This is a genomic window from Dechloromonas sp. CZR5, from assembly GCF_008711155.1.
In the GTDB taxonomy this organism is placed as follows: domain Bacteria; phylum Pseudomonadota; class Gammaproteobacteria; order Burkholderiales; family Rhodocyclaceae; genus Azonexus.
On sequence record NZ_VUYQ01000001.1, the window covers coordinates 41,697 to 67,175 of the forward strand.

The window sequence follows — 25,479 nt, forward strand, 5'->3', positions numbered from 1 at the left end:
GGCTCACGTCAGAAACTCTTGTTCCACAGCAGGCCGAGGCGAGTGACGTTGTAGCCGGCCATGTTCAGCGCATCCTTCAGGTAGGCGGCCTGAACGCTGAGCACGTCGGTCTTGTTGGTCGGCACGCGGTAGGTCAGGGTCATGTCGATTTCCCGGCCATCCGGCACCAGGCTGCTCCAGCTCTTGTCGTACACCGCATAACCCTGCTCGTCGACGCTGGCCGTGACGATGGCGGCGCTGCCGGAACTCAGGCGCAGCGGCTGCTTGATCGAGGCAGCGAAATGGTCGTTCGCCTTCCAGATATTCTGCTGCAGATAGGTGACGCTCCAGGAGCGGGATTGCAGGCTGCTGGTCGCCGCGAAGAGGCTGCCCTGGTCGCCCTGGCCGGCCTTGGTGTGGGCGAACTCGCTGTTGAACAGCAGGCTGCTGTCGCGATCCATGCGGTAACCCAGCGAGAAGCCGACGACCTCGGTGTTGTTCTGGCCGAGCGACAGGATGCTGCCGCTGGTGTAGGAGGCGCCGAGCAGTGAGCTGCGCTCGGCGACGTTGCCGTAGGTCATGCCGCCGGTGAATTGTTCGTCGAAGCGATAGGCGAGACCGAACTTGACCTGGTTGTTCTGCGGCGTACCGGGGGCCATGATCGTCGTTTCCGGCGTTGCGGTGTAGGAGGCGGCGACGCGCAACGCCGGGGTGACGCTGACGCCATAGCTCATCTGGTAGCCACCCTGGGCCAGCGCGCCGGCATTGCTGGCATCGAAGTCGCTCATCTGGCGGGCGATCATGTCGTCGTTGTACAGCGCCTTGGCGAACGGATAGGACGATGAAACGCCGTAACCGAGGCCGGAGACGGTGCCGCCCTGGCTGGTGAACAGGGTGTAGCCAACCATCGTCGGCCGAACCGCCTCGGCGTTGTAGCCGAATTGGCCCAGATGCTGGAGCGGGCTGGTGGTGTTTTCCAGCGAGAAGGCCAGTTCGCCGCCGGCGTATTTCATGACTTTCGGACCGGCGTAGGTGTTGGTCGGCAGCGGATTGGTCGTCGCCGGGCTGGTCGGCGTCTTGATCAGGCCGGATAAATTGACGCTGAAGTTGCGGGCGTAGCTGTCGAAGGCCGTGTAGTTGGCCAGCTTGGACTGGATGGTGCTCAGGCTACCGAGGGCGCCGCTGGAGAGCAGGCTGCCGGTCAGCGAACTGACGGCGATGGTCTGTCCGTTGGCCTTGGTCACCGTCAGCGCGCCATAGGGATTGAAGGCGGCCTGCAGGTTGACCAGGCCGCTACCGTAGGTGCTGTCCGTTCCCTTGGTGCCCAGGTCGGTAGCCGTCGCCAGCAGCAGGTTGGCGGTCGTGCCGTTGGTCTTCAGGATGGGCCAGGCGTTCTGCAGCAGCATCAGCGAGCCGCTGACGATGGGAGCGGCCATCGAGGTGCCCGACCACAGGGAATAGGCGCTGTTGCCGGCGAGCGTGTAGGGGGCGATGATCGATTCGCCCGGCGCCATGATCCAGCGTACGGCATAGCTGGTGGCCGTTCCCGTCGTGCTGACCAGGTTGCCGGTGCCCGGCTTGTTGGTGAAGCTGGAAGCGACGTTGGCGCTGTTGACCGAGCCGGCGAAGATCAGGCGCTGGATGGCAGTGGTGGTCAGCCCGCTGGTGTTCAGATTGCTCAGCAGGTTCTGGGCGCTGTTGCCGCCGGCCCAGACGATGAAGGCGCCTTTGGAGGCCGCGTAGTTGATGGCGGCGACGGTGTTGGCATCGTTGCCGTAGGTGATCGAGACATTGATGACCCCGGCGCCTGCGTCGGCCGCCTTCTTGATGCCATTGGCGACATCGGTCGAATAGCCGGAGCCGGCCGCGTTGAGGACCTTTTCCGAGAAGATGTTGGCCGCCGGTGCGACGCCGATGAAATTCCCGGCGACCGTGGTGTAGCCGCCGGCGGTGACCGTGCTGAACTGCGATGTCCGGTTGCCGGCGGCGATGCTGGCAACGGCCGTGCCGTGGCCGTTATCGTCGGCAAAGCCATTGGAGCAGCGGAAGGAGACGGCGGCACAGGAACTCAGCGCCTGCGACACCTGCCCGGCGGCGAACTGCGGGTGGGTGGCGTTGATGCCGGTGTCGACGACGCCCAGCAACTGCCCCTGCCCCCATTTGGCCGCCGATTCGATGGTGTTGGTGATGCCGATCTGGCGCAGCCAGGGGGCGTAGGTTTGCGCATGCGCCTGCTTGGCGCAGGTAAAACAGGCCATCGCCAGCAATACGGCGTAGGAGCACTGCTTGAGAGGCAGGGGGTGCTGCAGGCGTTGGGCGTTCATTGCGGTCTCCGGATTGTCGATGGGCGCAAATCGGGAGACGGTCAGGCGGCGGAGAATCGCTACCCGGCAACCCCGCTAGCTTGGATGTTCACGTTGTGAGCATCCGTCAGCCCGGTGGCTTTGCGTCCCCGGCTTTCGCACGGGTTTGCCAAAATTGTTGTTTATTGTAATTATGTGTAACAAGAAATGCAAGAAAAAAAATAACCGGCACAAATGGCCGGTTATTAACTTATTTGCCGAATTTCGCAAAATTCTTGCGGCGCAAGGCCTTTCAGTCCTTGAGCAGCATCCAGCGCCCGTCCTTCACCGTCATCATCACGCGGGCCCGTTGGTCCATGCCGTTGTGGTTCTGCGCGTTCATGTTGAAGACCCCCTGGGCGCCGACGACTTCCTTCGATTGTTCCAGTGCATCGCGCAGGGCTTCGCGGAATTCGACTGTGCCCGGCTTGGCCTTCTTCAGCGCCGTCGGGATGGCCTTCTGCAGCAGCAGGCCGGCATCGTAGGTGTTGGCGCCGAAGGTGGACATCGTGCCCGGGCCATACTTGCCTTCGTAGGCCTTGATGTAGCCCTGGGCAACCGCCTTGATCGGATTGCCGCCGGCCAGGTCGGCGGCCACCAGCATCGGGCCACCGGCCATCAGCGTACCTTCCACGGCCTTGCCGCCGATGCGGATGAAGTCATTGGTCGCCACGCCATGCGTCTGGTAGATGCGGCCCTTGTAACCTTTCTCCTGCAGGCTGGTCTGCGGCAGTACGGCCGGGCCGCCGGTGGCGGCAACCAGTACCGCATCCGGTTTGGCCGTGATGACCTTGAGCGCCTGTCCGGTGACCGATTGATCGGTGCGGTTGTAGCGTTCGCTGGCCACCATCTTCAGGCCGGCTTTCTCGGCCATGGCGCTGAATACCTTGAACCAGTTCTCGCCGTATGGATCGTTGAAACCGATGAACCCCAGCGTCTTCACGCCGGCGGCCATCATGTGGTCGATCAGTGCCGCGGCGATCAGGTCGTCGTTCTGCGTCGTCTTGAAAACCCAGCGCTTCTTGTCGTCGAGCGGCAAAATCACGGCGGAAGACCCGACGGTCGTTACCAGCGGAATCCTCGATTCGGCGACGAAATCGAGCATGGCCAGCGCCGCTGGCGTCGTTGTCGGGCCGATCAGCGCATCGACCTTCGATTCGGAAATCAGCTTCTTCACCCCGGTCACCGCGTTGGTCGGATCGGAGGCGTCGTCGAGCACGATGTATTCGACTTTCTGGCCGCCGATCTCGGTCGGCAGCAGCGCCACGGTATTCTTTTGCGGAATGCCGACCACGGCCGTCGGGCCAGTCGACGAGGCGATGACACCGATCTTGATGTCCGCAGCGGCGAGGCTGCTGGCCAGTATCAGGGCGAAGAGGGTGGAAACGTTGCGCAGCTTCAAGGCAATCTCCGGAGCGATAGGCGAAAGCGCAGATTATAGAGAGCGGTGTCGATATTCGGCTGACCCAAAGCAAAAGGCCTGCGATTTCTCGCAGGCCTTCTGGCAGGTTTGGTGGGCCCGCACGGACTTGAACCGTGGACCAAAGGATTATGAGTCCTCTGCTCTAACCAACTGAGCTACAGGCCCGGAAAACTTAGTTGTTGTTGGTGTCGATGAAGCTGCGCAGCTTGTCCGAGCGGGTCGGGTGGCGCAGCTTGCGCAGGGCCTTGGCTTCGATCTGGCGGATGCGCTCGCGGGTGACGTCGAATTGCTTGCCGACTTCCTCAAGGGTGTGGTCGGTGTTCATTTCGATGCCGAAGCGCATGCGTAGGACCTTGGCTTCCCTCGTCGTCAGGGTGTCGAGGATTTCCTTGGTCACGCCGCGCAGGCTGGAGTACATCGCCGCGTCGGCCGGAGCGAGCGTGGCGGAGTCTTCGATGAAGTCGCCGAGGTGGGAGTCGTCGTCGTCGCCGATCGGGGTTTCCATGGAGATCGGCTCCTTGGAAATCTTCATGATCTTGCGGATCTTGTCTTCCGGCATGTCCATCTTCTTGGCCAGCGTGGCGGGATCCGGCTCGACGCCGGTTTCCTGCAGGATCTGGCGGGAGATGCGGTTCATCTTGTTGATCGTTTCGATCATGTGAACCGGGATACGGATGGTGCGCGCCTGGTCGGCAATGGAGCGGGTGATCGCCTGGCGGATCCACCACGTGGCGTACGTGGAGAACTTGTAGCCGCGACGGTATTCGAACTTGTCCACCGCCTTCATCAGACCGATGTTGCCTTCCTGGATCAGGTCGAGGAACTGCAGGCCGCGGTTGGTGTACTTCTTGGCGATAGAGATGACCAGGCGCAGGTTGGCCTCTGTCATTTCGCGCTTGGCGCGGCGGGCCTTGGCTTCGCCGGTGGACATCTGCTTGTTGATGTCCTTCAGTTCCTTCAGCGAGATGCCGATGCGATCCTGCAGGGCGAGCAGCTTCTTTTGTTCTTCCTTGATGTCCGGCGCGTTGCGGGTCAGGACGGCGACATAGGTCTTCGGGGCGGCCGCGACTTCGGCGTCGGCCCAGTCGAGGTTGATTTCGTTGCCCGGGAAGGACTGGATAAAGTGCGGACGCGGCATCTTGACGCGATCCACGCAGATTTGCTGGATCTTGCGTTCGCAACCGCGGACCTGCTCGACCATGCCGCGCACGCTGTCGCACAGGCGCTCGATGGAGCGCGAGGTGAAGCGGATGTTCATCAGCTCGTCGGACAGTTGCTGCAGCAGCTTGAGGTAGGCCTTGTCCTGCGAACCCTTGCTCGACAGCGCCTTCTGCATCTTGGCGTGGATGCCCTTGATGGTCTTGAAGCGCTCGAGGGCGTCGGCCTTCAGCTGCAGCAGGGAGGCTGCAGCGGCACCGCCACCACCGCCTTCGCCGTCCTCGTCCTCTTCGTCCTCTTCTTCTTCGTCAGCTTCCGGCATTTCGGCGGCCGGGGCTTCCTCGACGGCGTTCGGGTCGATCAGGCCATCGACCAGTTCGTCGATGCGCATTTCGTCGGTTTCGACCTTGGCGGCCATGTCGAGGATGTCGACGATGGTCGTCGGGCAGGCGGAAATCGCCTGGATCATGTGCTTGAGGCCTTCCTCGATGCGCTTGGCGATCTCGATTTCGCCTTCGCGGGTGAGGAGTTCGACCGAACCCATTTCGCGCATGTACATGCGGACCGGGTCGGTGGTGCGGCCGAATTCGGAATCGACAGTGGACAGCGCCTGCTCGGCTTGCGCTTCGACTTCTTCGTCGTCGGCGGCGGCCACGGCGTTGTCGGACATCAGCAGGTCTTCGGCAGCCGGGGCTTCGTCGAAGACCTGGATGCTCATTTCGCTGAAGGTCGAGATGATCGCTTCGATGGATTCGGCGTCGACCACGTCATCCGGCAGGTGGTCGTTGATCTCGGCGTAGGTCAGGTAACCGCGCTCCTTGCCCAGCTTGATGAGGGCCTTGAGGCGCATCTTGCGCGCTTCGGCATCGAGCGGTTCCGGAGTTTCAGCCATCTGGCCCTGCAGCAGCGCCTTTTCGGCGGCCTTTTCCTTGGCCTTGCTGGCGCGAGCCTTCGGGGCTTCCTTAGCGGTGTCTTTTGCCTTAGCCATGAACACGATCCATAGAATTCGAGAAAACCGTAGATTTTACCACAACTTAGCTACGATTCGCCTTGGTGGTGAGGAACTGAATGTAGGCCTGTTTTTCCGCGGCGCTCAGGCCCGCTACGCCGAATTGCTGTGCTTTGCGTTGCAATTCATCGAACGCCCGTTTTTCGTCGCCTTCCTGGAGTTTTTCCAGAGTGTCCCGGAATTCGGCGTCCGCGCCTTCTTCGTCAAACGGCAGGCCAAGAAGTTCCGAGGCCGCGTGTTCGATTACGCTTTCTTCGGGCAGGCCGCGCAGTTGTTCGCGCAGGGCGGCGTAGCTGACGGCCTCCGCGCTGGCGGAAACCAGTTGGTGCAGGCGCGTCAATGCCGGGCGTTCCGGGGTGTCGGGAAGCAGCGCAATCGGCAACTGACGGGCGAGTTGCGGCTTGTGCAGCACGATGCGCAGCAGATTGCGGGTCAGCGAAGGGGCGGTGCGCTTGGCCCTGGCCGGCGGTGCCGGCGTGTAGGACTTCAGTTCGCAGAGGCGCTCGACTTCGGGTTGGGCAAAGCCGCTGGCCTCGGCCAGGCGCTTGACCAGTTGCAGGCGGAGCAGCGGCGTCGGCAACTTGAGCAGCAGGGGCTTGGCTTCGTAGATCAGGCGGGCTTTGCCTTCTGAGCTGGTCAGGTCGCAGCGCTGGGCCAGTTCGCGCAGCAGGAAGTCGGATAGCGGCATGGCCTGGGCGACCATCCGGTCGAATTCCGGCTTGCCGTATTCGCGGATGAAACTGTCCGGGTCGTGCTCGGCGGGCAGGAATACGAAGCCGATCTGCTTGTTGTCGGCCAGTGCTTCAAGGGCATTTTCCAGCGCGCGCCAAGCGGCCTTGCGGCCGGCGTTGTCGCCGTCAAAGGAGAAAACGATGCGGTCGACCTGGCGCAGCAGTTTCTGGACGTGCGTTGGCGTGGTGGCCGTGCCCAGCGTCGCGACAGCATTGCCGACGCCGTTCTGCGACAGCGCGATGACGTCCATGTAGCCTTCGGTGACGATGGCTGTGTTCGTCTCGCGCAGCGCCTGTCGGGCCTGCGGCAGGCCAAACAGTTCGCGACCCTTCTCGAAGAGCGGCGTTTCCGGCGAGTTCAGGTATTTCGGTTCGCCCTGATCGATGATGCGGCCGCCGAAGGCGATGATCTCGCCCTTCGGATTGACGATGGGGATCATCAGTCGGTCGCGGAAACGGTCGTAGCGACGGCCGGCCTCGTTCTCGATGATCAGGCCGGCGACTTTCAGTTCATCGGCGTTGTAATCAGGGAATACGGCTTCGAGATTCTGCCAGCCATCCGGTGCGTAACCGATGCCGAAGCGAGCGGCCACTTCGCCGGAAAGCCCCCGTTTTTTGCAATATTCGATGGCGCGCGGTGAAGCCTTGAGCTGGGCCTTGTAGTAGGCGGCGGCGCGGGCCATGACCTCGATCAGCGTGCGGGTCTGGCCCGGTTTTTCGTCATGGAAGCTGCGCCCCTCGCTTTCCGGGACTGTCATGCCGGCGCGGCTGGCCAGTTCCTGGACGGCATCGACGAAGCCCATGCCCTGGTATTCCATGACGAAGCCGATGGCCGTGCCGTGCGCGCCGCAGCCGAAGCAGTGGTAGAACTGCTTGGTCGGGCTGACCGTGAAGGACGGCGATTTCTCGTTGTGGAAAGGGCAACAGGCGGCGTAGTTGGCGCCCGCCTTCTTGAGCGGCACGTAGCTGTCCACCAGGTCGACGATGTCGACCCGGGCCAGCAAATCCTGGATGAACGACTCCGGGATCATGATGCGCGATTAGCCGGCGAGCGCGGCCTTGACCAGCTTGGAAACCTCGGCCATGTCGGCCTTGCCGGCGAGTTGCGGCTTGAGCACGCCCATCAGCTTGCCCATGTCGGCCGGGCCCTTGGCGCCGGTTTGTGCCACGGCGGCGGCCACGGCGGCGGCGACTTCCTCGTTGCTCATTTTTTCGGGCAGGTAGGCGGAGAGGATTTCGATCTCGGCCTTTTCGATGTCGGCCAAGTCCTGTCGATTGGCGGCTTCGTACTGGGTCACGCTGTCCTTGCGCTGCTTGACCAGCTTTTCGATGACGGCGGCGACGGCGGCGTCGTCGAGTTCGATGCGCTCGTCGACTTCCTTCTGCTTGATCGCGGCGGTGAGCAGGCGGATGGCGGACAGCTTGGCCGCTTCCTTGGCCTTCATGGCCGACTTCATGTCTTCGGTGATGCGTGCTTTGAGGCTCATGGGCTTATTTGGGGTTCCGGCGAAGATAAAACGAAAAAAGCCGCCGGCTTTTAGGGGCTGGCGGCTCTTTGATGCTACGAAGGCTTACTGATCAGTAAAGCTTCGGCGGCAGGGTCAGGCTACGGAGGCGCTTGTGCTGGCGTTTGACGGCAGCGGCAGCCTTACGCTTGCGCTCGGTCGTGGGCTTTTCGTAAAACTCACGGGCACGCAGCTCGGTCAGGAGACCAGTCTTTTCGACGGTGCGCTTGAAGCGGCGGATGGCCACCTCGAACGGTTCGTTTTCCTTGACGCGAATGTTCGGCATGTAATTCACCCCCTTCCGTTAGGCGCCTGCCAGGTCAAGTAAACGGCAGTGCGCGCAAAATTGTTTCCGCTGGTTTGCGGAGAGCCGAACATTCTAAGCGAGAAAACCCTTTTGCATCAAGTGGTAAAATAGGCGGCATGTTGATCCTCGGCGTCGAATCCTCCTGCGACGAAACCGGCATTGCGCTGTACGACAGCGAAGCCGGTCTTCTTTCCCATGCCCTGCATTCCCAGGTGGCGATGCACGCCGAGTACGGCGGCGTCGTGCCGGAACTTGCCTCGCGCGACCATATCAGGCGAGTCGTGCCGCTGCTGCGCGAAGCCTTGGGGCGGGCCGGCAAGCATTTTGACGACATCGATGCCGTGGCCTACACGCGGGGGCCGGGGCTGGCCGGTGCGCTGCTGGTCGGTTGCGCCTTTGCCGAAGCGCTGGCGCTGGCCATCGCCAAGCCGACCATTCCCGTGCATCACCTTGAAGGCCATCTGCTGTCGCCGCTGCTGTCGAGCGACCCGCCGACCTTCCCGTTCGTCGCCTTGCTGGTATCGGGTGGCCACACGCAATTGATGAAAGTGACCGGCGTCGGCGAATACGAGTTGCTCGGCGAAACGCTGGACGATGCGGCCGGCGAGGCTTTTGACAAGAGCGCCAAGCTGCTCGGTCTGCCTTATCCGGGCGGTGCCTTGCTGTCGAAGCTGGCCGAGACGGGAACATCTGGTGTCTACGAGTTGCCGCGCCCGATGCTGCACTCAGGCGACCTGAGTTTCAGCTTTTCCGGCCTGAAGACGGCCGTGCTGACATTGGTCCGCGAACAGGGCGAAAACTTGAGCGACACCTTTAGGGCCGATGCGGCGCGGGCGTTCCAGGAAGCCATCGTCGAGGTGCTGGTCAAGAAGTCGCTGAAGGCCATGAAGCAGACCGGCCTGAAGCAACTGGTCGTGGCCGGCGGCGTCGGCGCCAACAAGCAGTTGCGTGCCACGTTGAATGACGAAGCGAAGCGCAAACGTTTCCGCGTCTATTACCCGGAACTCGAATTCTGCACCGACAACGGCGCCATGATTGCGCTGGCCGGCTGCCTGCGCCTGCAGGCTGGAACACCGTCCAAACCGGCCGGCGAATTCTCGGTCCTGCCGCGCTGGCCTTTGATGGAGATGTCGGCCACGCGGTGAATGCTGCCTCAGTCATCACCGATTTGCGTGATGAACTCGCCGCTGTAGCGAAACAGTTCGCCGAACAGCGGGTGCGTTAGCCGGAAGTCCATGGCGAAGCGCCGTTCGTCGAGCGCTCGCTCGATGATGGTGGTGTGACCGAGCACCAGCCATTCGGGAATCGGCAGGCGCCAGCCCCCGAATCGGGCCACGAAGCGGATGCCGCGATAATGCAGTTGGTCGCCGACCACATAGGGCAGCATTTGCAGCCCGAGCACCGGATTGACGTATTCGATCAATGTGCCGTTGTCGCCGGGCTCCCAGATGCTGTCGAAACGTATGCTTTCCCCGTCGGCGAAGCGTATGGTGCGCTGCCAGAATTGACGCTCACCGGCCACCCGCTTGTCGACCGTGGTCGCAATGCGCTGACCGCCGCGCGGGACAAGGGCTCCAAGGCGATGCAGCAGGCGTAGCCACGGGCGCATGGCGGCGGGGAAGGCGATGTCCAGCCAGCCGCTGTCGCGTGTCGTGCCGTGCCGGTAGTGGGCGCGCAGGGCAGGTGGCAGTTTGGCGAAATCGTCGCCAAGGGCGGTTTGCATCGGGCTGTTCATTGGAATTCTCCAGGGGTGTGCTTGAAAACCATCAGGGCAACGACCAGGACCATGGCGCCGAAGGCCGGGACGCCGAGCCAGAACCAGTGTCGGGCCATACGCCAATAGGCTGGTGGCAGGGGCGTGCCGGCTGCCAGGGCGTCGGCGGCGAGGTCGCGCATGCGGATCTGCAACCAGACCACCGGTAGCCAGCAGGCGCCGGCCAGCGCGTAAAGGCCGAGGCTGGTGGCGACCCAGGGCGTACTCACGGGCAAGCCGAGCAGATGGAGCATCCACAGGCCGCTGAGCGGCTGGAAGATGACGGTCGGGGTCGTGAAGCACCAGTCGGCCAGCACGACATGGCGATTGGTGACGGCGATATGCGCCAGTACGCCGCTGCGATCGGCCATCCATTTGTAGAAGGCACTCCCCAGCCCGGTGCCGAAAAGCAGCACCATGCTGAGAATGTGCAGGGTCTTGATCAGCGTGTAGTCCATGAAAGGGCCTCCTGGGCATCGAGAAAGAAAAACTCGGGGGAAAAATCCAGTGGCGCGCGGCCAAGAAAGTCGGCGAGTGGCGCAGGATCGGCGTGATAGCCCTTGAGCAGCATGCGCAGGTTGTCCGGCTGGCAAAGCGGATGGACATGGCGCAGGTACTGAAAAGCGCTCATCACCCAATGGATCGGGATGGGCAGGGTGCAGCCGGGGCCAAGGCCCTGAGCAGCTCGCATGCGTTCGAGCCAGGCGGCGAAGGTGACGGTTTTGTTGCCGACGATATCGATGGTCTGGCCGGGCGCCGGACTATCCAGGCAGCGCCGGACGCAAGCGACGACATCGGCGATATGGACCGGCTGCAAGGCCTGCTGGCCATCGCCGATGAGCGGTATCACTGGCCAGCTGGCCAGACGCAGGAAAAATTCGGCGCTGCCGCCTCCCCGGCCGTAGATCAGCGATGGGCGGAGGATGAAGCTGTCCGGATCGAGGGCGCGCAAGGCCTCGTCGGCAGCCCGCTTGCTCAGGTGATAGGCGGAAAAGGCCGTCTCGTCGGCACCCAGCGCGGAGATCTGGATGACACGCCGAATCCCGGCATCGGCGCAGGCGGTAAAGAGCGCGATGGGGGCATCACGGTGCAACGGCGCGAAGGGTTGCTGCCGGGTCTCCCTGATGATGCCGACGCTGTTGATCACGGCGTCGATGCCGCGCAGGGATGGCAACCAGTTGGCCGGGGCGGTCGTGTGCCGGAAGTCGATGCCGGTTTGCCGGGACAACGGAACGATACGATGACCGGCTTGCGACAGGACGGCTGCGATATTGCGACCGATGAAGCCGCTGGCGCCGGTGAGCAGGATGTTCATGGCGCACTCCGGAAGGTGTCGGCGATATCGATAAAACGTCCGAGTCGCTTGCCAACGAGCCACAAGCCGATCAGCAGCCCGCCCAGGGTGGCAATCAGGCCATAGCGCAGTTTGGCCATCAGGTCGGCGCTGCCGATGAAGAGATCGAGGAGCAGGACGCAGAGCAGGGGCGCGAGGGCGAGCATCAGCTGTGTATAGCAACGCCAGAAATGGGCGGAGGCTTCGTCCGGACACAAGCGATTGAGCAGCCCGGCGAGAGGCTGGCTCAGAAAGCGCAGGATGGCCAGACTGAGCAGGACGCTCAGCAGGCATTCAAGCAACAGGGGGAAGGGATCGATCATGACAGTCTCCGGCGATGGGGGATGACTGCCATTTCAGCGTTTGGGGCCGCTCAGGGCTTCCGTTTGGATCGAAACGGAGCGAAATGTGATTCCGGAATGATCATTCCGAAGAAAAAACGAACCTCAGGGTGCTTTCGGGGAGAGATTCAGCTTGCGGTACTGGCCGGGTGTCATGCCCTCGATTTCGCGGAAGGCGTCGTAGAAATTCGATTGCGCGGTGAAGCCGACATTCAGGCCAACCGAAAGGACGGAGGCGGACGGTTCGGCGATCAGCATCCGGCGAGCGGCGCTGACCCGCCATTCGCGCAGGAAACGGGAGAAGCCCTTGCCGAGCCGGGTGTTCAGCAGTTCGGAGAGCTGGTGCGGGCTCAGGTCGAGGCGCTCGGCCAGCATGGCCAGGCTCAATTCCGGGTTAGCGTACAGGCCATCATCCTGCATTAGCGTGTTCAACCTGAGCTCGGTGGCAGCGCAATCCACCTGGCCGAGGGTGGAGACGGCGTAGGCGGCACGGGCTGCCTCGCCCACCTCGCTGGGCAGTTCCGGTCGCCGGCCGAGGGCGAGCTGGACGAGCAGGAAGGCGAGCCCGATGGCGCAGGCGTAAAGCGTGTAGAACAGCTTGCCCGGCAACTCCGCCTGCACCAGGCCGAGGCCGGCGACGCCGAGGGCGATGACGAAAATGCCGCCCAACAGTCCCATTTCCCGGTGAAACCCGGTGCGGCTGGCGCGCAGGCGGTAGAGGCTGTGCGCCAGCCAGACCAGATAGCCGGCACCCACGACGAACGCTGCGGGCAAGGCCGTACTGGCAGGTAGTGCGGGCGCTAACAGGATGGGCAACAGATGCAACAGCTGCCCGGGACGAAACCCCGAGGGCTGTTCGGGGTGCAGCAGGGGGCGGGCAAACAGGTAGAAGGCCGGGGCGACGACGAACAGCGTCATCCGGTAAGGCAGGCTGGCGGTCCAGGGCTGGTCGAGGTCGAGCCAGGCGAAGTGGGCCAACTGCAGTCCGGCCAGGGCCAGGAGCAGGAGGCGTCCCATGTGGCGTGCCGACGGGTGGTCGCCGTAGGCATCTTTCCGGAAGTGCGTGACGCTCAGCGTCAGGGCGCTGAACAGCGAATAGCCGGCAAGGAGGATGGCGATCTGGTGCAAAGTGAATTCTGGCGGGATGAGGGGACGGCAGCGATGGGCCAAGCCGTCGTCATGCGCCCGCTAAGATAGCACGCCGCCCGCTACGTCGGTTCAGGCGTCGGTGTCGCTTGGGGAAATGGGCCAGAAAGTCAGGGGGGCGGGGGAAACCAGGCACGCCCCGTCACACTTGCCATGTTTCCTGTGTTTCTTCTTGAGCTTCGGACAGCCCTTGCAGGGCGGCTCCGACTTGCAGCATTTCTTGCCCATCAGTGCGCTCTGGGGCGATTGCTGCGTGCAACCCAGTACGTGGCGCCAGCCGGCCCGTAGCGCTCGGCATGCGGCTCGTCGGCATCCAGCGAGAAGCGGTCGCCGGGCTGCAGGTGGCGAGTGTGCTCGCCAAGCTGCAGCCACATTTCGCCCAGCACCACCACGGCGCTGACCCCGAAGGGATGGGTGTGGGTTTCCAACACCGCGTCCGCCGGCCACTGGCGTTCGAGAACCTCGTCGAAGCCTTCGGCCAGCGCTTGCTGCCTGAATGCGTCAAAGTCGTGGGCGGGCATGGCGAATGTCTCAGAGTGCGGCCAGCGCGGCGGCGTAGTCCGGTTCGTTCTTGATCTCGGAGACCAGCTCGCTGTGCAGCACGCGGTTGTTTTCGTCGAGGACGACCACGGCACGGGCGCTGACGCCGGCCAGCGGGCCGTTGGCGATGGCGACACCGTAGGCTTCGAGGAAGTCACGGCCGCGCATGGTCGACAGGGTGATGACGTTGTCCAGGCCTTCGGCGCCGCAGAAACGGGCCTGGGCGAAGGGCAGGTCGGCCGAGATGCAGAGGATGACGGTGTTGGGCCTGTCGTTGGCCTTGGCGTTGAACTGGCGAACCGAGGTGGCGCAGGTCGGCGTATCGATGCTCGGGAAGATGTTGAGAATCTTGCGCTTGCCGGCCAGGCTGCCCAGGGTGACATCGGACAGATCCTTGGCGACGAGCGAGAAGGCCGGGGCGGTATCGCCTTTTTGCGGGAAGGTGCCGCTGACGACGATCGCGTTGCCGCCGAGGGTTACGGTTTGGGACATCGGATGCTCCACAGGGTTGAATGAGCAGGTTGGACGAAGCGTGCCGGGGTTGGTTCAATCGGGGCGGCGACCGCCGGGTCGTCGCCCCGATTCGTGGCGGATGCGTCAGGCGCCCAGTCCGAGCGCCTTGGCTACGCCGGCGCCGTAGGCCGGATCGGCCTGGGTGCAGTTGGCGATGTGGCGGCGCTTGATTTCCTCCGGCGCGTCGCCCATGGCGCGGGCGGTGTTCTCGAAGAGGCGCTGCTGCTCGTCGGCCTTCATCAGGCGGAAGAGGTTGCCGGCCTGCGAGAAGTAGTCGCCGTCCTCGCGGTGGTTCCAATGGTCGGCCATGCCTTCGATGGACAGCGGCGGCTCGCGGTAATCCGGCTGTTCATCCCACTGGCCGTAGCTGTTGGGCTGGTAGCCGAGGGTGGCGCCGTGGTTGCCGTCGATGCGCATGGCGCCGTCGCGGTGATAGCTGTGGAACGGGCACTTGGGCGCATTGACCGGAATCTGGTGGTGATTGACGCCGAGTCGGTAGCGCTGCGCGTCGCCGTAGGAGAACAGCCGGGCCTGCAGCATCTTGTCCGGCGAGAAAGAAATGCCGGGGACGACAGCGGCCGGGTTGAAGGCCGATTGCTCGACTTCGGCGAAGAAGTTCTCCGGGTTGCGGTTCAATTCCATGACGCCGACTTCGATCAACGGGTAATCCTTGTGCGGCCAGACCTTGGTCAGGTCGAAGGGGTTGTACGGCACCTGCGAGGCATCCTTCTCCGGCATGACCTGGATGTAGAGCGTCCATTTCGGATAGTCGCCGCGGTCGATGGCGTCGAGCAGGTCGCGCTGGTGCGATTCGCGGTCGCGGCCGATGATCTCCGTCGCTTCGGCATCGGTCAGGTTCTTGATGCCCTGCTGGGTGCGGAAGTGGAACTTGACCCAGTAACGCTCGTTGGCGGCGTTGATGAAGCTGAAGGTATGCGAACCGAAGCCGTGCATGTGGCGGTAGGTGGCCGGGATGCCGCGGTCGGACATGACGATGGTCACCTGATGCAAGGCTTCCGGCAGCGAGGTCCAGAAATCCCAGTTGTTGCGGGCCGAGCGCATGTTGGTGCGCGGGTCGCGCTTGACGGCGTGGTTGAGGTCCGGGAACTTGAGCGGATCGCGCAGGAAAAAGACCGGGGTGTTGTTGCCGACCAGATCCCAGTTGCCTTCCTCGGTGTAGAACTTGACGGCGAAGCCGCGGATGTCGCGTTCGGCATCGGCTGCGCCGCGCTCGCCGGCCACGGTGGTGAAGCGGGCGAAGAGCTCGGTCTTCTTGCCGATCTGGCTGAAGATCTTGGCGCGGGTGTATTGGGTAATGTCGTGGGTGACGGTGAAGGTGCCGTAGGCGCCGGAACCCTTGGCGTGCATGCGCCGCTCGGGAATGACTTCGCGGTCGAAGTGGGCGAGCTTTTCGAGCAGCCAGACATCCTGCAGCAAAACCGGGCCGCGCGGGCCGGCGGTCATCGTGTTCTGGTTGTCGACAACCGGCGCGCCGGCAGCAGTCGTGAGTTTCTTACCTTGCATGGTTCTCTCCTTGAGTGGCGGATGGGTCAGAAGTTGTCCGGCAGGGTGGCCAGCACATCGACGCAGATGTCCCAGCTGACGAAGGTATCGAACCAACGATCGATGTAACGGGAAATCATGTTGTCCTCCTGGGTTTAACAAGGTCGGTCTGACCTGATGGACTCAGTGTAGGGAGAGATGTTTCATTGAGCCAATTGATTGAGTGAATTTGGCTGATTGCTATTGCTAATTGAGTGGCGGGCGGGCCGCCATAAAGAAAATGGCGCATCGGATGGATGCGCCATGGCTTGTCGGGCGGGCCCCGCGAGGTGGCGGGGCGGGAGTCTGCTTACTCCGGGGTGTTCTGGCGGGCGCCGGGGCGGGCCTTCTCGGGCGACATCAGCATGACGTGCAGCAGGCGGTTGCAACGGTCCAGCGTCCAGGCGATGGCTTTGGCGCCGCTGGAGATGATCAGGTTGCGGGTGGCCTTGCGGAAGTGGAAGAGGGTCTGGACGAGAATCATCGTGACGACCATGCCGATGACCAAGTGGGTGACGTAGAGGTGGAGATCGCTGTTCATCGTGTGTTCCTTTTCTTGTTGGGGTGGGGCGGTCGCCACTGTAAGAAAGATGTTGCGCTGCAACAAACGATGATTTGTCAGTCGATGCATGAGAAAATCTCAGTCGTATGCCTTATCGACTTCCTCCCCTGAATTCCTTGCGTGCCTTCGAGGCCGCGGCCCGCCACCTCAGTTTCAAGCTGGCGGGAGAAGAACTGTCGGTCACGCCGACGGCGATCAGCCATCAGATACGCAGTCTGGAGGATGCGCTCGGTTTTCCCTTGTTCCATCGGCTGACGCGCGCCATCGAACTGACCGCCAAGGGACGCGCCATGCTGCCCAAGGTACGCGAGGGGCTGGACGCCTTTGCGGCCGCCATCGAGAGCACGCGCTGCGACGAACAGAGCGGGCGCCTGCACGTGTCGTCGCCGCCCACCTTCCTGTCGCGCTGGCTGATCCGGCACCTGCCCGGGTTTGCCGTCCGGCATCCGGAAATTCAACTGCACATGGCGGCATCGCTGGGCATGATCGACTTGCCGGACGGTTCGGCGGGAACGGTGCCGGAGGCGCTGCCCGAGCATCCCGGGCGCGAGGACGAGGCGGAAATCTCCATCCGCTTCGGCCGGGGAAGCTACCCCGGTTGCCAGGTCGAGCGGCTGTTTTCGCCGGTCTATGCGGCGGTGTGCAGCCCGCGCCTGCTGTTCGGTACGCAAGCCCTGAAGGTGCCGGGCGATCTGGCCCACCAGGTCTTGTTGCACGACGATACGATTCCCGAACTGATGGTCCGCCCGACCTGGGCCGAATGGTTGGCGCTGGCCGGGGTGAGCGGTGTCGACAGCGATGCCGGGATGCATTTCAGCGACTCGGGCCTGGTCCTGTCGGCGGCCATCGACGGCGTCGGTATCGCCCTCGCCTCGACGCCGCTGATCGAGGCCGAGGTGGCGGCCGGCCGCTTGGTGGTGTTGTTCGACATCGTGATCCGTCGGCCGCAGTCCTACTTTCTGGTCATTCCGGACGCGGTTGCCGGGCGCCCGGTGGTCCGGGCCTTTCGCGCATGGCTGCTGGAAGAGGCCGGACGGATGGCGGCGGCGCAGGCGGGCTGAACCGCCAGCCGGCCCTCAGTGTGAAGCGGTGTGCAGGCGCCGGTGCAGGCGGCGGATGCCCAGCCAGGTCGCGGCGGCGATCAGCGGCAGGAGCAGGCCGACGGCCTGGTCTACCGGAATCCCGATTCCCCAGCCCTTGAGCGCCTTCAAGGCATACGAGGCAAGACCGAGGCCGTAATACGAAATGGCCACCACCGACAGGCCTTCGACGGCCTGCTGCAATTGCACCTGCCGGTTGGCGCTGCGGCTCAGGCTGGCGAGAACGCTCTGGCTCTGCCGTTCCTGGGCCAGATTGACGCGGGTGCGCAGCATGTCGTTGGAGCGCCCGATCTTGCCGGCCAGCGCTTCCTGGCGGGCTGCCACCGACAGGCAGGTATCCATGGCCGGGGCCAGCCGCCGCTCCATGAATTCGCCGATGGTCGGCACGCCTTCGATGCGGTGCTCGCGCAGTTCGCCGATGCGGGTGCCGACGATGCGGTAATAGGCTTGCGCCGCGCTGAAGCGATAGCCCGTGCGGAAGGATTGGGCGCGGACACGGGTATCGAGACGGGAGAGGTCGCGGAGCAGCCCCTCGGCATCGCCGTCGATGTCGAGGCTGCTCATCCGGCTGCCCAGTTCGGTCAGATCTTCCTCGATATCGCCAAGCAGGGTCGCGCCCTCGCGGGCCAGCGGCAGGGCGAGCAGGGCCATCATCAGGTAGGTCTCGATTTCGCCGAGGCGCTGAACCAGCCGGCCCATCTGCGATTCGCGCAAGTCGATGTCGCGGATCAGGAATTTGGAGAAACCATCCGGCCCGACCTGAAAGTCGGTCCATATTTCGCCACCCGACAAGACCTGGCTGCCGACCAGGGGCGGTACCGGGAACAACTGCTTCAGGCGGCGGTCGGCGATGCCCAGCGGGCTGCCGCGTTCGGCGATCAGGTGCGAGGCGACGATCACCGAACCCTGCAGCGTCGCCAGCCAGTCGGCCGGCACGTGGCGCAGGGCGGTGAGCTGGAAATCGCCGCCATCCTCGCCGGCCTCGACGAAACTGAAGGTCGAGAACTCGCTATGTCTCTCCCACTTCAGCCGGAAATGGCCGAAGTCGTGAAAGAAATGCTGCGCGCCGGCGGCCGGCGCCGCCACGCCGAAGCGTGCGCACAACGTGGCGAGCCGGCTGTCGTGCATGGCCGGGTCGTCGTCGGTGTGAATGGCCAGGTGCGAAATGCGGGCCGGCGCCTCGAGCACCATGAAGGGCCGGGCGTGGATTTCGCCGGCCAGGCGCAGGCGCAGCGGGTGGTTGAGGTGGCCGGCAAGGCACAGCATGGCGCGGCGCTCTCAGTTGTAGCCGAGGATGGCGTCCGGACTGTCGTCGGTCTGGGCGGGATTGGGGGCGCCGATCGCCGGCACGCCTGCTGCGTCGTCGCACCCCTCCTGGATGGGCAATTGCTCGGACGGCACGGCGGGCTGGCGAGGTGTCACGGGGGTGGCTGGGTTCATGGCTTGTCTCCGGTTGTGGTGATGGATCGTTTGTGGCGCCAGGCCAGGTAATAACGGCAGAGCAGCGGGGCGCAGGCGGTGAGCAGCACGACGCGCAGCACGTGGGTGGCAGTGACCAGCGGTACGCTGAGGTGCATTTCGCGGGCCGTGATGCTCATCTCGGCCATGCCGCCCGGCGATGCGGCGAGCAGCAGCGAAGCGAAGGGAATGGGAATCAGCCAGCCGATGGTGCCGACGAAGAGGGCGCAGAGCACCAGCGTCAGTGCCGTGGCGCCGGCGCTGACGCTGAGGAAGCGGGGCGCGGCGCGGAAGAAGCTGGGCGAGAAGCGGGTGCCGAGCGCCGTGCCAAGCAGCAGTTGACCGCCATTGACCAGCCAGCCGGGCAGGCTGGTCAATGGCAGGTTGGCGGCGGTCAGCACGCCGATGCAGAGCAGCGGGCCAAGCACCCAGGCGTTGGCGATGCGCAGTTTGGCGAACAGGACGACGCCGGTCAGCGAGGCGGCGAGCAGCAACGGAAAGCGCATCCAGTCGACGGTGCCGGCCAGGGCACGGAAGGTTTCGTGGCCTTCGCGGGCGCCGTGGTGCAGCGCGAAGGGAATGATGCTGACGACGAGCATGACGCGCAGGGCATGGGCGGCGGCGATGCGGTCGATCTGCCCGCCGTGGCGCTCGGCCAGCACGACCATTTCCGAGGCGCCGCCGGGCAGTCCGGCGAAAAAGGCGGTGGCCGGGGTGACCTGTCCCCAGCGTTCGAGCAGGCGGGCGGCGGCAAGCCCGAAGATGACGGCGCTGCCGGCCATGAGCAGGATGGCCGGCATGTGGCGGCCGAGTTCGCCGAGCACGGCGGGGGTGAAATAGAGGCCGAGGGCGGTGCCGATGGCCCATTGCCCGGCCTGGCGGCCGCCGGGCAGCGCCAGCAGGGGCAGCCCGGCGACGCGCAGGATGGCGATGGAGAACAGCGGGCCGAGCATCCAGGGCAGCGGCAGGTGGGCGGCAGCGGCGGCCCAGCCGGCAACGGCGGCAATGACGAGGGCGGCGGCAGTCCAGACGGTTTGTCGGGTGCGGGAGGTGGGCATGGTGGCTCTCAGCCGGGCAGGTGAGGCGACAGGAAAAAAAGGCGCCCCGCCGAGAGGGAAAGGCGGGGCGCAAAGTGCAGCGACATTGCGTTACTGCAGGGAGAGAGTCAGAAAATCCATACCGCGTCGCCGGGCAACTCCAGCCAGCGCTTGCCCGGTGCTTCGTGGCGCTTGCCCCAGGCGCGCAGCAGATCGTTGCCGGCGTGGAAGACGTATTCGTAGCGGTCGCCGAGGAACATCGAGGTGACCAGGTCGACTTCCGCCCGGTTGTGGCCGCTGGCGTCCGCCAGGTGAGCCTGTTCGACGCGGACCACCGCCTTCGCCTCGTGGCCGATGGCGGCGTTGGTGCGACGCAGGCCCCACACCGACACGCCGTTGTCCAGATCGATGCGCGCCTCGCCGCCTTTGATGTCGCCGATACGCCCGGTCATGATGTTGTTGCTGCCCATGAAGTCGGCGACGAAGAAGGTCTGCGGCTGGCCGTACATCTCGGTCGGCGTGCCCTGCTGCTCGATGACGCCGCCGTTGAGCAGCAGGATGCGGTCGGACATGGCCATCGCTTCCGACTGGTCATGGGTGACGACCAGTGCCGAGAGCTGCAGCTCGACGATCAGGTTGCGCAGCCAGGCGCGGGCCTCTTCGCGCATCTTGGCGTCGAGGTTGGAAAGCGGCTCGTCGAGCAGGATGACCGGCGGGTTGTAGACCAGCGCCCGGGCGATCGACACGCGCTGTTGCTGGCCGCCCGAGAGCTGGTGCGGATAGCGTTCGGCGAGGTGGTCGAGGCCGAGGTTCTTGAGCGCCGCATGCACGCGCTGGACGATCTCGTTCCGTGCCACCTTGCGGAGGACCAGCGGGTAGGCGACGTTGTCGAACACCGTCTTGTGCGGCCACAGCGCGTAGGACTGGAAGACCAGGCCGAGATCGCGCTTTTCGGCCGGGATGTCGATGCCGGCGGCGGCATCGTAGATCGTCCGGCCGGCGATGGTGACGCTGCCCTGGTGCGGTTGCTCGAGGCCGGCGACGGCGCGCAGCAGGGTGGTCTTGCCGGAACCCGACGGGCCGAGCAGCGAGACGACTTCGCCGCGGCGCAATTCCATCGAGACGCCCTTGAGGATGGGGTTGCTGCCGTAGGACAGGGCGAGGTTGTCGACGGTGAGGATGGTCTTGTCAGTCATGAAGTTTTACTCCGAAGCGCAGCGCGACAGCCAGGCCGATGCCGACCAGCGCCATGTTGATCAGGGAAAGGGCGGCGACCACATCGACGGCGCCGGAAGCCCACAGGGAGACGATTTGCGCACCGATCACCTCGGTGCCGGGGGAGAGCAGATAGACGCCGGTCGAGTACTCGCGCTCGAAGATCATGAAGACGAGCAGCCAGGCACCGAGCAGACCGTTGCGGATGAGCGGCACGGTGATGTCGCGCGAGACGCGGGCGCGGGAGGCGCCGACCAGGCGGCCGGCTTCTTCCAGCTCAGGGCCGACCTGCATCAAGGCGCTCTGGATCAGGCGCATGCCGTAGGCCAGCCAGACCACGGCGTAGGCGAACCACACCGAGAACAGGGTCGAGCGGGCCGGGGACAGGAAGGGTACGAACAGGAAGACCCAGAACACGGCCAGACCGGCCATCAGGCCCGGCACGGCGCGCGGCGTCAGGACGATGTAGTCGACGAAGCGGGAGATAGCGTCGTTCTGGCGGTGCGTGGCCAGGCCGACGGCCAGGTAGCAGCCGACCGCCAGTGCGCCGCCCAGGGTGCCGATGAGGATGGAGTTGATGATCGAACGGATCATCGTCTGCTCCTCGAACACGGCGTGGAAGTGGTCGAGGGTCAGCACGTCGAGCAGATTGACGCCCTGGCCCCAGCTGCTGACCACCGAGCGCAGTGCGATGCCGGCCACCGGGACGACGACGGTGACGAACAGCCAGACGAGGATGAGCGCCAGTGCCAGCCATTTCCACGGGCCGAGGGAGAGCGGACGCTGGCGGGCCGACTTGCCCTTCATCGCCACGAAGCGCTGCGCCGACTTGAGCAGGAAGCGCTGCAGCAGCACCAGCGGGAAGGTGACGGCGATGATGCAGGTCGCCACCGCCGCCATCAGGTGATAGGACGGGGTGCCGAGCTTGTTGGTCAGCTTGTACAGGTAGGTGGTGAGTACCAGGTGGCCTTCCGGATCGCCGAGGATCAGCGGCAGGCCGAAAATCTCGAAGCCGAGGAAGAAGACCAGCACGCCGACGTAGAGCAGGGCCGGCGACACCATCGGGATGGACACATCGCGGGCGACGCGGAAGGGGCTGGCGCCGGACAGGCGGGCCGCCTCCTCGACGTCGGAACCGAGATTGCGCAGGGCCGACGACGAGTACAGATAAACGTGCGGTACGTGGGTCAGGCCGGCGATGACGATGATCGACGCCAGCGAATAGATGTTCCATGGCACGCTGCCGAAGAACTTGGCGAACCACACCGAGAAGAAGCCGACCGGGCCGAGCGACACGACGTAGCCGAAACCGAGGACGACCGGCGAGACGAAAATCGGGATCATGATCGGCGTTTCCAGCCACTTGCGGCCGGGCAGGTCGGTGCGGACCATGATGAAGGCGAGGATGGCGCCGAGCGGAATCGCGATGGCGCCCATGCCGAAGGCGACGGCCATGGTGTTCTTGGCGGCTTGCCAGAAGTCCGGGTCGTCGAAGATGAAGGCGTAGGACTCCAGGCTCGGCATGGCGGCCGGCATGAAGAAGGGGCCGGACAGGACGCTCTGGTAGATCACCAGGCCGATGGGGAAGAAGACGGAGAGGGCGAGCAACGCCACCACTACCCGTCGGGGCAATGTTTGCAACATGGGAGTACCTCGGAAGAAAGGGGGAGGCGGTTGGTCGCAAGGTCCCCGTCACTCCCGGCTGAGCGGGAATCCAGGCGGGGGGTCCTGGGCGCCCGCGGGGGCGGGAGCGACGGGGGCTTGCCGGTCGGCCGGGGCTTACTTGCCCTTGACCGTGCTATTCCACTGCTTGAGGAATTCGAGACGCTTGGCCTGGTCGAGATAGGTGAGCAGGCCGGTATTGATGGCCACCGGGCGCAGTGCGTCGCCGAGCTGCTTCTTCAGGCCGCTGGCCGTGGTGTCGCCTTCGACATCGGGGCGAATGGCGTAGAGATCGGCCTTGCTGGCGATGATCTCCTGGCCTTTCTTGGACAGCACGAAATCGAGCCACAGCTTGGCGGCATTCGGGTTCTTCGCCTTCTTGGCGATGAACATCACGCGGCTGATGACCAGCGTGTAGTCCTTGGGCAGCACGATGCCGATCGACGGGTCCTTCTGGGCGCGGGTCAGCGCGTAGGCGGCATTGAGGTTGTAGCCGATCAGATTCTCGCCGGAGGCGATGCGCTCCATCATCGTGCCGGTCGACGCCTGCACCTTGGCCTGTACCGCACCGAGCGCCTTCTGCAGCTCGGCGAAGCCGGCGGCGTTGACCTGCTTGTCCTGGGTGACCAGCATGAAGCCGACGCCGGACTTTTCCGGATCGTAGGTGTTGACCTTGCCCTTGAACTTCTCGGTCTGCGTGTTGAGCAGCTTGATGAAGTCGGCGTGGGTCTGCGGCACGTCGGCGGCCGGGATCAGGCGCTTGTTGTAGACGAAACCGATCGGCTCGTAGGTGGTGCCGAAGGCCTCGTTCTTCCAGTTCGCCCAGTCGGGCAGCTTGGCCGTCTCGGGTGACTTGTGCGGCTGGGCGTAGCCGTCGTTGACCAGCTTGATCTGCAGGTCCATCGACGACGACCAGGTGACGTCGGCCGAGCTGCCGGCGGCGGTTTCGGAGATGAAGCGGTTGTACAGCTCGGTGGTGCTCATGTTGCTGTATTCGACGTTGACCGCCGGGTACATGGCACGAAATTCGCGGATCAGGTGGTTGGCCTGTTCGTTGTCGGTCACGCCGTAGATGACCAGCTTGCCTTCCTTTTGTGCGGCAGCGGCGAGTTCGGCCGTGGATTGGGCCAGGGATGGGGCAATGCCGAAGGCGGCATTGAGGGCGGCCATGGTCAGGCCGGCGAGCAGGCCGCGCTGGAAGCGGCGACGGGTTGTATTCATGTTTGTCTCCTCAGTTCGATTCTGGCATCCGGTCCGGGCTTTGTCAGGCGCCGGCCGGATCGCTCAGTGTCCAATTTACGTATTGCAGCTTTCGATTCGCTTTCGCTGGAGCGGGGAAAACGATTTATTTTTACGGCTTCCGTTTTCCCCGTGCCCGCCGCTTAGAAGCGGTAGCGGGCGCCCATCATCAGCGACGACGGCGAGAAGTTCGGCGGCAGGCCGGAATCCTTGTCGTAGCCTTGGCAGGTGCCGCCGGCGCACAGCGAGTTCTGGCCGCCGTTCTTGTTGGTGACCTTGGCGTAGTAGGTGTAGAGGTCGGTCTGCTTGTCGAGCGCGAACTCGTAGCCGACGCCGTAGTGATCGGAGTCGCGGTCGGTGCTCAGGCGGTCGTCGAGGTGAGCATAGACGGCACGCACGGTATGGCGCTCCATGAAGGGCACGGCGGCGCCCAGCCACCAGACGTTGCGATCCAGACTCTTGTTGGTGACGGCACCGGACTGGGTGTCTTCGCCGTGCAGGAACTGGGCGTACAGCTTGGCAAACTTCAGGTCGTAGGTGGCGGCCAGGTTCCACGACTTGCGGTGGGCGTTCTCGGTGGCCGGGGCGGTGACGGTGCCCATCTTGGCGTAATCGAGGTAGCCGGCGCCGACGAAGAGCGGACCGTTGCTGTAGGTCAGGCTGGCGCTGACCCCCTTGCCTTCGCCCTCGGGGCCGGTGCTGCTGTTGCCGGGGGTGCCGCCGGTGACGCCGACATCGGCCTTGTTGTTGTTCTCCATGCCGGCCGAGTAGGCAATCTTGCCCTGGAAGCCGGCCAGCTTCGGGGTGGCGTAGAACACGGCGTTGTCAAAACGGCTGGCCGCCGCCGAGGACCACAGGCGGAAGGCGGTGGCGCCGCCGATGGTGAACGGATCGGACGCGCTGGTGATCGAGTAGATCGGTGCGTAATCGCGACCGAAGCGGATGTCGCCGAAGGTCTTGCTGTTCAGGCCGAGGAAGGTGTTGCGCGAGAAAATGGCGACGCCGGTGCTGTTGACCGAGGCCGACGAGGCGCTCCCCTGGCCGGGGTTGCTGACGTTGGACGAGTGGCCGGTGTTCTGCCCGTTGTCGATGGAAACGCCGGCTTCGAGCTGGAAGTAGGCGGAGAGGTCGTTGCCGAAATCGCGTTCGCCCTTGAAGCCGAGGCGGCTGGCCGAGCCGAGGCCGCTCTGGATGCGTGCCCGGGAGCCCTGGCCGTAGTTGCCGTATTCGACGCCGGCGTCGATGATGCCGTAGATGGTCAGGCCGGCCGGCATGGACAGGCCCTTGCTCTTGGCCGGCGCACTGGCGGCCTGGGCGGCGCTCTGGGCCGACTTGCTCGCCTCGTCGGCCTTCTTGGTCGCTTCTTCGGCTTTCCGGGTGGCGGCGCTGGTGGTGGCCGCGGTGGCTTGCAGCATTTCCTCCAGCTTTTCCAGGCGGGCTTTCTGGGCGGCGATTTCGGCGCGCAGATCGTCGAGCGGGGCGGCGTGGACGGTGCCGGCGATGGCCAGCGGTGCAAAGCAGGCCAGGACGGCCCGGTACAGGGATTGTTGACGCATTGTCTCCTCCTGGAGGTTGTTGTGGATG

The 25,479-nt window shown here is 64.4% G+C and carries 24 protein-coding genes, 1 tRNA gene and 1 riboswitch; of the genes, 2 read left to right on the forward strand and 23 right to left on the reverse strand.

Features of this window, described 5'->3' with window-relative positions; all coding sequences use genetic code 11:
• Window positions 1-8 precede the first annotated feature (8 nt).
• The 7 genes from F1002_RS00215 to rpsU all read right to left on the reverse strand — a co-directional run bounded on the left by F1002_RS00215 (window position 9) and on the right by rpsU (window position 8,433).
• Window positions 9-2,303, reverse strand: coding sequence for a S8 family serine peptidase (locus tag F1002_RS00215; protein ID WP_150427029.1), 2,295 nt, complete (start codon window positions 2,301-2,303; stop codon window positions 9-11).
• Window positions 2,304-2,365: 62 nt separating this feature from the next.
• Window positions 2,366-2,463, reverse strand: a riboswitch (cyclic di-GMP riboswitch).
• Between the two features lie 111 nt (window positions 2,464-2,574).
• Entirely contained in the window at window positions 2,575-3,723 is a 1,149-nt protein-coding gene (locus F1002_RS00220) for an ABC transporter substrate-binding protein (protein WP_150427030.1), read from the reverse strand.
• 109 nt (window positions 3,724-3,832) lie between these two features.
• A tRNA-Ile gene (locus tag F1002_RS00225) sits at window positions 3,833-3,909 on the reverse strand.
• 7 nt (window positions 3,910-3,916) lie between these two features.
• On the reverse strand, window positions 3,917-5,890 hold the full coding sequence (gene rpoD / locus F1002_RS00230; RefSeq protein WP_150427031.1) for an RNA polymerase sigma factor RpoD: 1,974 nt from the start codon (window positions 5,888-5,890) through the stop codon (window positions 3,917-3,919).
• Between the two features lie 46 nt (window positions 5,891-5,936).
• Window positions 5,937-7,673: a DNA primase gene (gene dnaG / locus F1002_RS00235; RefSeq protein ID WP_150427032.1), complete on the reverse strand. Its 1,737-nt coding sequence runs from the start codon at window positions 7,671-7,673 to the stop codon at window positions 5,937-5,939.
• Between the two features lie 9 nt (window positions 7,674-7,682).
• The gene (locus F1002_RS00240) at window positions 7,683-8,129 is read right to left on the reverse strand and encodes a GatB/YqeY domain-containing protein (protein WP_150427033.1); all 447 of its coding nucleotides are present in this window, start codon (window positions 8,127-8,129) and stop codon (window positions 7,683-7,685) included.
• Window positions 8,130-8,220: 91 nt separating this feature from the next.
• Window positions 8,221-8,433 (reverse strand): 30S ribosomal protein S21, encoded by a 213-nt coding sequence (gene rpsU, locus F1002_RS00245; protein WP_011286295.1) that lies wholly within the window; start codon window positions 8,431-8,433, stop codon window positions 8,221-8,223.
• 137 nt (window positions 8,434-8,570) lie between these two features.
• Between rpsU and tsaD the strand changes: the two genes are divergently transcribed.
• On the forward strand, window positions 8,571-9,599 hold the full coding sequence (tsaD, locus tag F1002_RS00250) for a tRNA (adenosine(37)-N6)-threonylcarbamoyltransferase complex transferase subunit TsaD (protein WP_150427034.1): 1,029 nt from the start codon (window positions 8,571-8,573) through the stop codon (window positions 9,597-9,599).
• 8 nt (window positions 9,600-9,607) lie between these two features.
• Here tsaD and F1002_RS00255 read toward each other — a convergent pair whose 3' ends face one another.
• From F1002_RS00255 to F1002_RS00295, 9 genes are all read right to left on the reverse strand, one after another.
• Window positions 9,608-10,189 carry a DUF4166 domain-containing protein gene (locus tag F1002_RS00255; protein ID WP_150427035.1) on the reverse strand — a complete coding sequence of 194 codons (582 nt, stop codon included), beginning with the start codon at window positions 10,187-10,189 and terminating at the stop codon, window positions 9,608-9,610.
• Window positions 10,186-10,665 carry a DUF2269 domain-containing protein gene (locus F1002_RS00260; protein ID WP_150427036.1) on the reverse strand — a complete coding sequence of 160 codons (480 nt, stop codon included), beginning with the start codon at window positions 10,663-10,665 and terminating at the stop codon, window positions 10,186-10,188. Before F1002_RS00260 ends, F1002_RS00255 begins: the two co-directional genes overlap by 4 nt.
• Window positions 10,650-11,522 carry an NAD-dependent epimerase/dehydratase family protein gene (locus F1002_RS00265; protein ID WP_150427037.1) on the reverse strand — a complete coding sequence of 291 codons (873 nt, stop codon included), beginning with the start codon at window positions 11,520-11,522 and terminating at the stop codon, window positions 10,650-10,652. The genes F1002_RS00260 and F1002_RS00265 overlap by 16 nt, the downstream gene beginning before the upstream one ends.
• A complete protein-coding gene (locus F1002_RS00270) occupies window positions 11,519-11,863 on the reverse strand; it encodes a hypothetical protein (protein WP_150427038.1) in 345 nt (114 codons plus the stop codon). The genes F1002_RS00265 and F1002_RS00270 overlap by 4 nt, the downstream gene beginning before the upstream one ends.
• Window positions 11,864-11,986: 123 nt before the next feature.
• Window positions 11,987-13,009: a helix-turn-helix domain-containing protein gene (locus tag F1002_RS00275; RefSeq protein WP_150427039.1), complete on the reverse strand. Its 1,023-nt coding sequence runs from the start codon at window positions 13,007-13,009 to the stop codon at window positions 11,987-11,989.
• Between the two features lie 245 nt (window positions 13,010-13,254).
• Window positions 13,255-13,548 carry a cupin domain-containing protein gene (locus F1002_RS00280; RefSeq protein WP_150427040.1) on the reverse strand — a complete coding sequence of 98 codons (294 nt, stop codon included), beginning with the start codon at window positions 13,546-13,548 and terminating at the stop codon, window positions 13,255-13,257.
• Between the two features lie 10 nt (window positions 13,549-13,558).
• Entirely contained in the window at window positions 13,559-14,059 is a 501-nt protein-coding gene (tpx, locus tag F1002_RS00285; RefSeq protein ID WP_150427041.1) for a thiol peroxidase, read from the reverse strand.
• Between the two features lie 105 nt (window positions 14,060-14,164).
• Window positions 14,165-15,604, reverse strand: a complete 1,440-nt coding sequence (locus F1002_RS00290) for a catalase (RefSeq protein ID WP_150427042.1) — start codon at window positions 15,602-15,604, stop codon at window positions 14,165-14,167.
• A 328-nt stretch (window positions 15,605-15,932) separates the two neighbouring features.
• The gene (locus F1002_RS00295) at window positions 15,933-16,163 is read right to left on the reverse strand and encodes a hypothetical protein (protein WP_150427043.1); all 231 of its coding nucleotides are present in this window, start codon (window positions 16,161-16,163) and stop codon (window positions 15,933-15,935) included.
• Between the two features lie 107 nt (window positions 16,164-16,270).
• On the opposite strand from F1002_RS00295, the gene F1002_RS00300 reads away from it, so the two are divergent.
• On the forward strand, window positions 16,271-17,245 hold the full coding sequence (locus F1002_RS00300; RefSeq protein ID WP_150427044.1) for a LysR substrate-binding domain-containing protein: 975 nt from the start codon (window positions 16,271-16,273) through the stop codon (window positions 17,243-17,245).
• Between the two features lie 15 nt (window positions 17,246-17,260).
• Here the strand turns inward: F1002_RS00300 and F1002_RS00305 are convergent, their stop codons facing one another.
• From F1002_RS00305 to F1002_RS00330, 7 genes are all read right to left on the reverse strand, one after another.
• A complete protein-coding gene (locus F1002_RS00305) occupies window positions 17,261-18,550 on the reverse strand; it encodes a DUF3422 family protein (protein ID WP_150427045.1) in 1,290 nt (429 codons plus the stop codon).
• Window positions 18,551-18,562: 12 nt separating this feature from the next.
• A complete protein-coding gene (locus F1002_RS20895) occupies window positions 18,563-18,724 on the reverse strand; it encodes a hypothetical protein (protein ID WP_191090260.1) in 162 nt (53 codons plus the stop codon).
• Window positions 18,721-19,800, reverse strand: a complete 1,080-nt coding sequence (locus F1002_RS00310; protein WP_150427046.1) for an AbrB family transcriptional regulator — start codon at window positions 19,798-19,800, stop codon at window positions 18,721-18,723. Before F1002_RS00310 ends, F1002_RS20895 begins: the two co-directional genes overlap by 4 nt.
• A 107-nt stretch (window positions 19,801-19,907) precedes the next feature.
• Window positions 19,908-20,975, reverse strand: a complete 1,068-nt coding sequence (locus tag F1002_RS00315; protein ID WP_046536975.1) for an ABC transporter ATP-binding protein — start codon at window positions 20,973-20,975, stop codon at window positions 19,908-19,910.
• Window positions 20,968-22,638, reverse strand: coding sequence for an iron ABC transporter permease (locus F1002_RS00320; RefSeq protein ID WP_150427047.1), 1,671 nt, complete (start codon window positions 22,636-22,638; stop codon window positions 20,968-20,970). Before F1002_RS00320 ends, F1002_RS00315 begins: the two co-directional genes overlap by 8 nt.
• Before the next feature lie 135 nt (window positions 22,639-22,773).
• Entirely contained in the window at window positions 22,774-23,877 is a 1,104-nt protein-coding gene (locus F1002_RS00325; RefSeq protein ID WP_223879399.1) for an ABC transporter substrate-binding protein, read from the reverse strand.
• A 161-nt stretch (window positions 23,878-24,038) separates the two neighbouring features.
• Entirely contained in the window at window positions 24,039-25,451 is a 1,413-nt protein-coding gene (locus tag F1002_RS00330; protein ID WP_150427048.1) for a porin, read from the reverse strand.
• Window positions 25,452-25,479 lie beyond the last annotated feature (28 nt).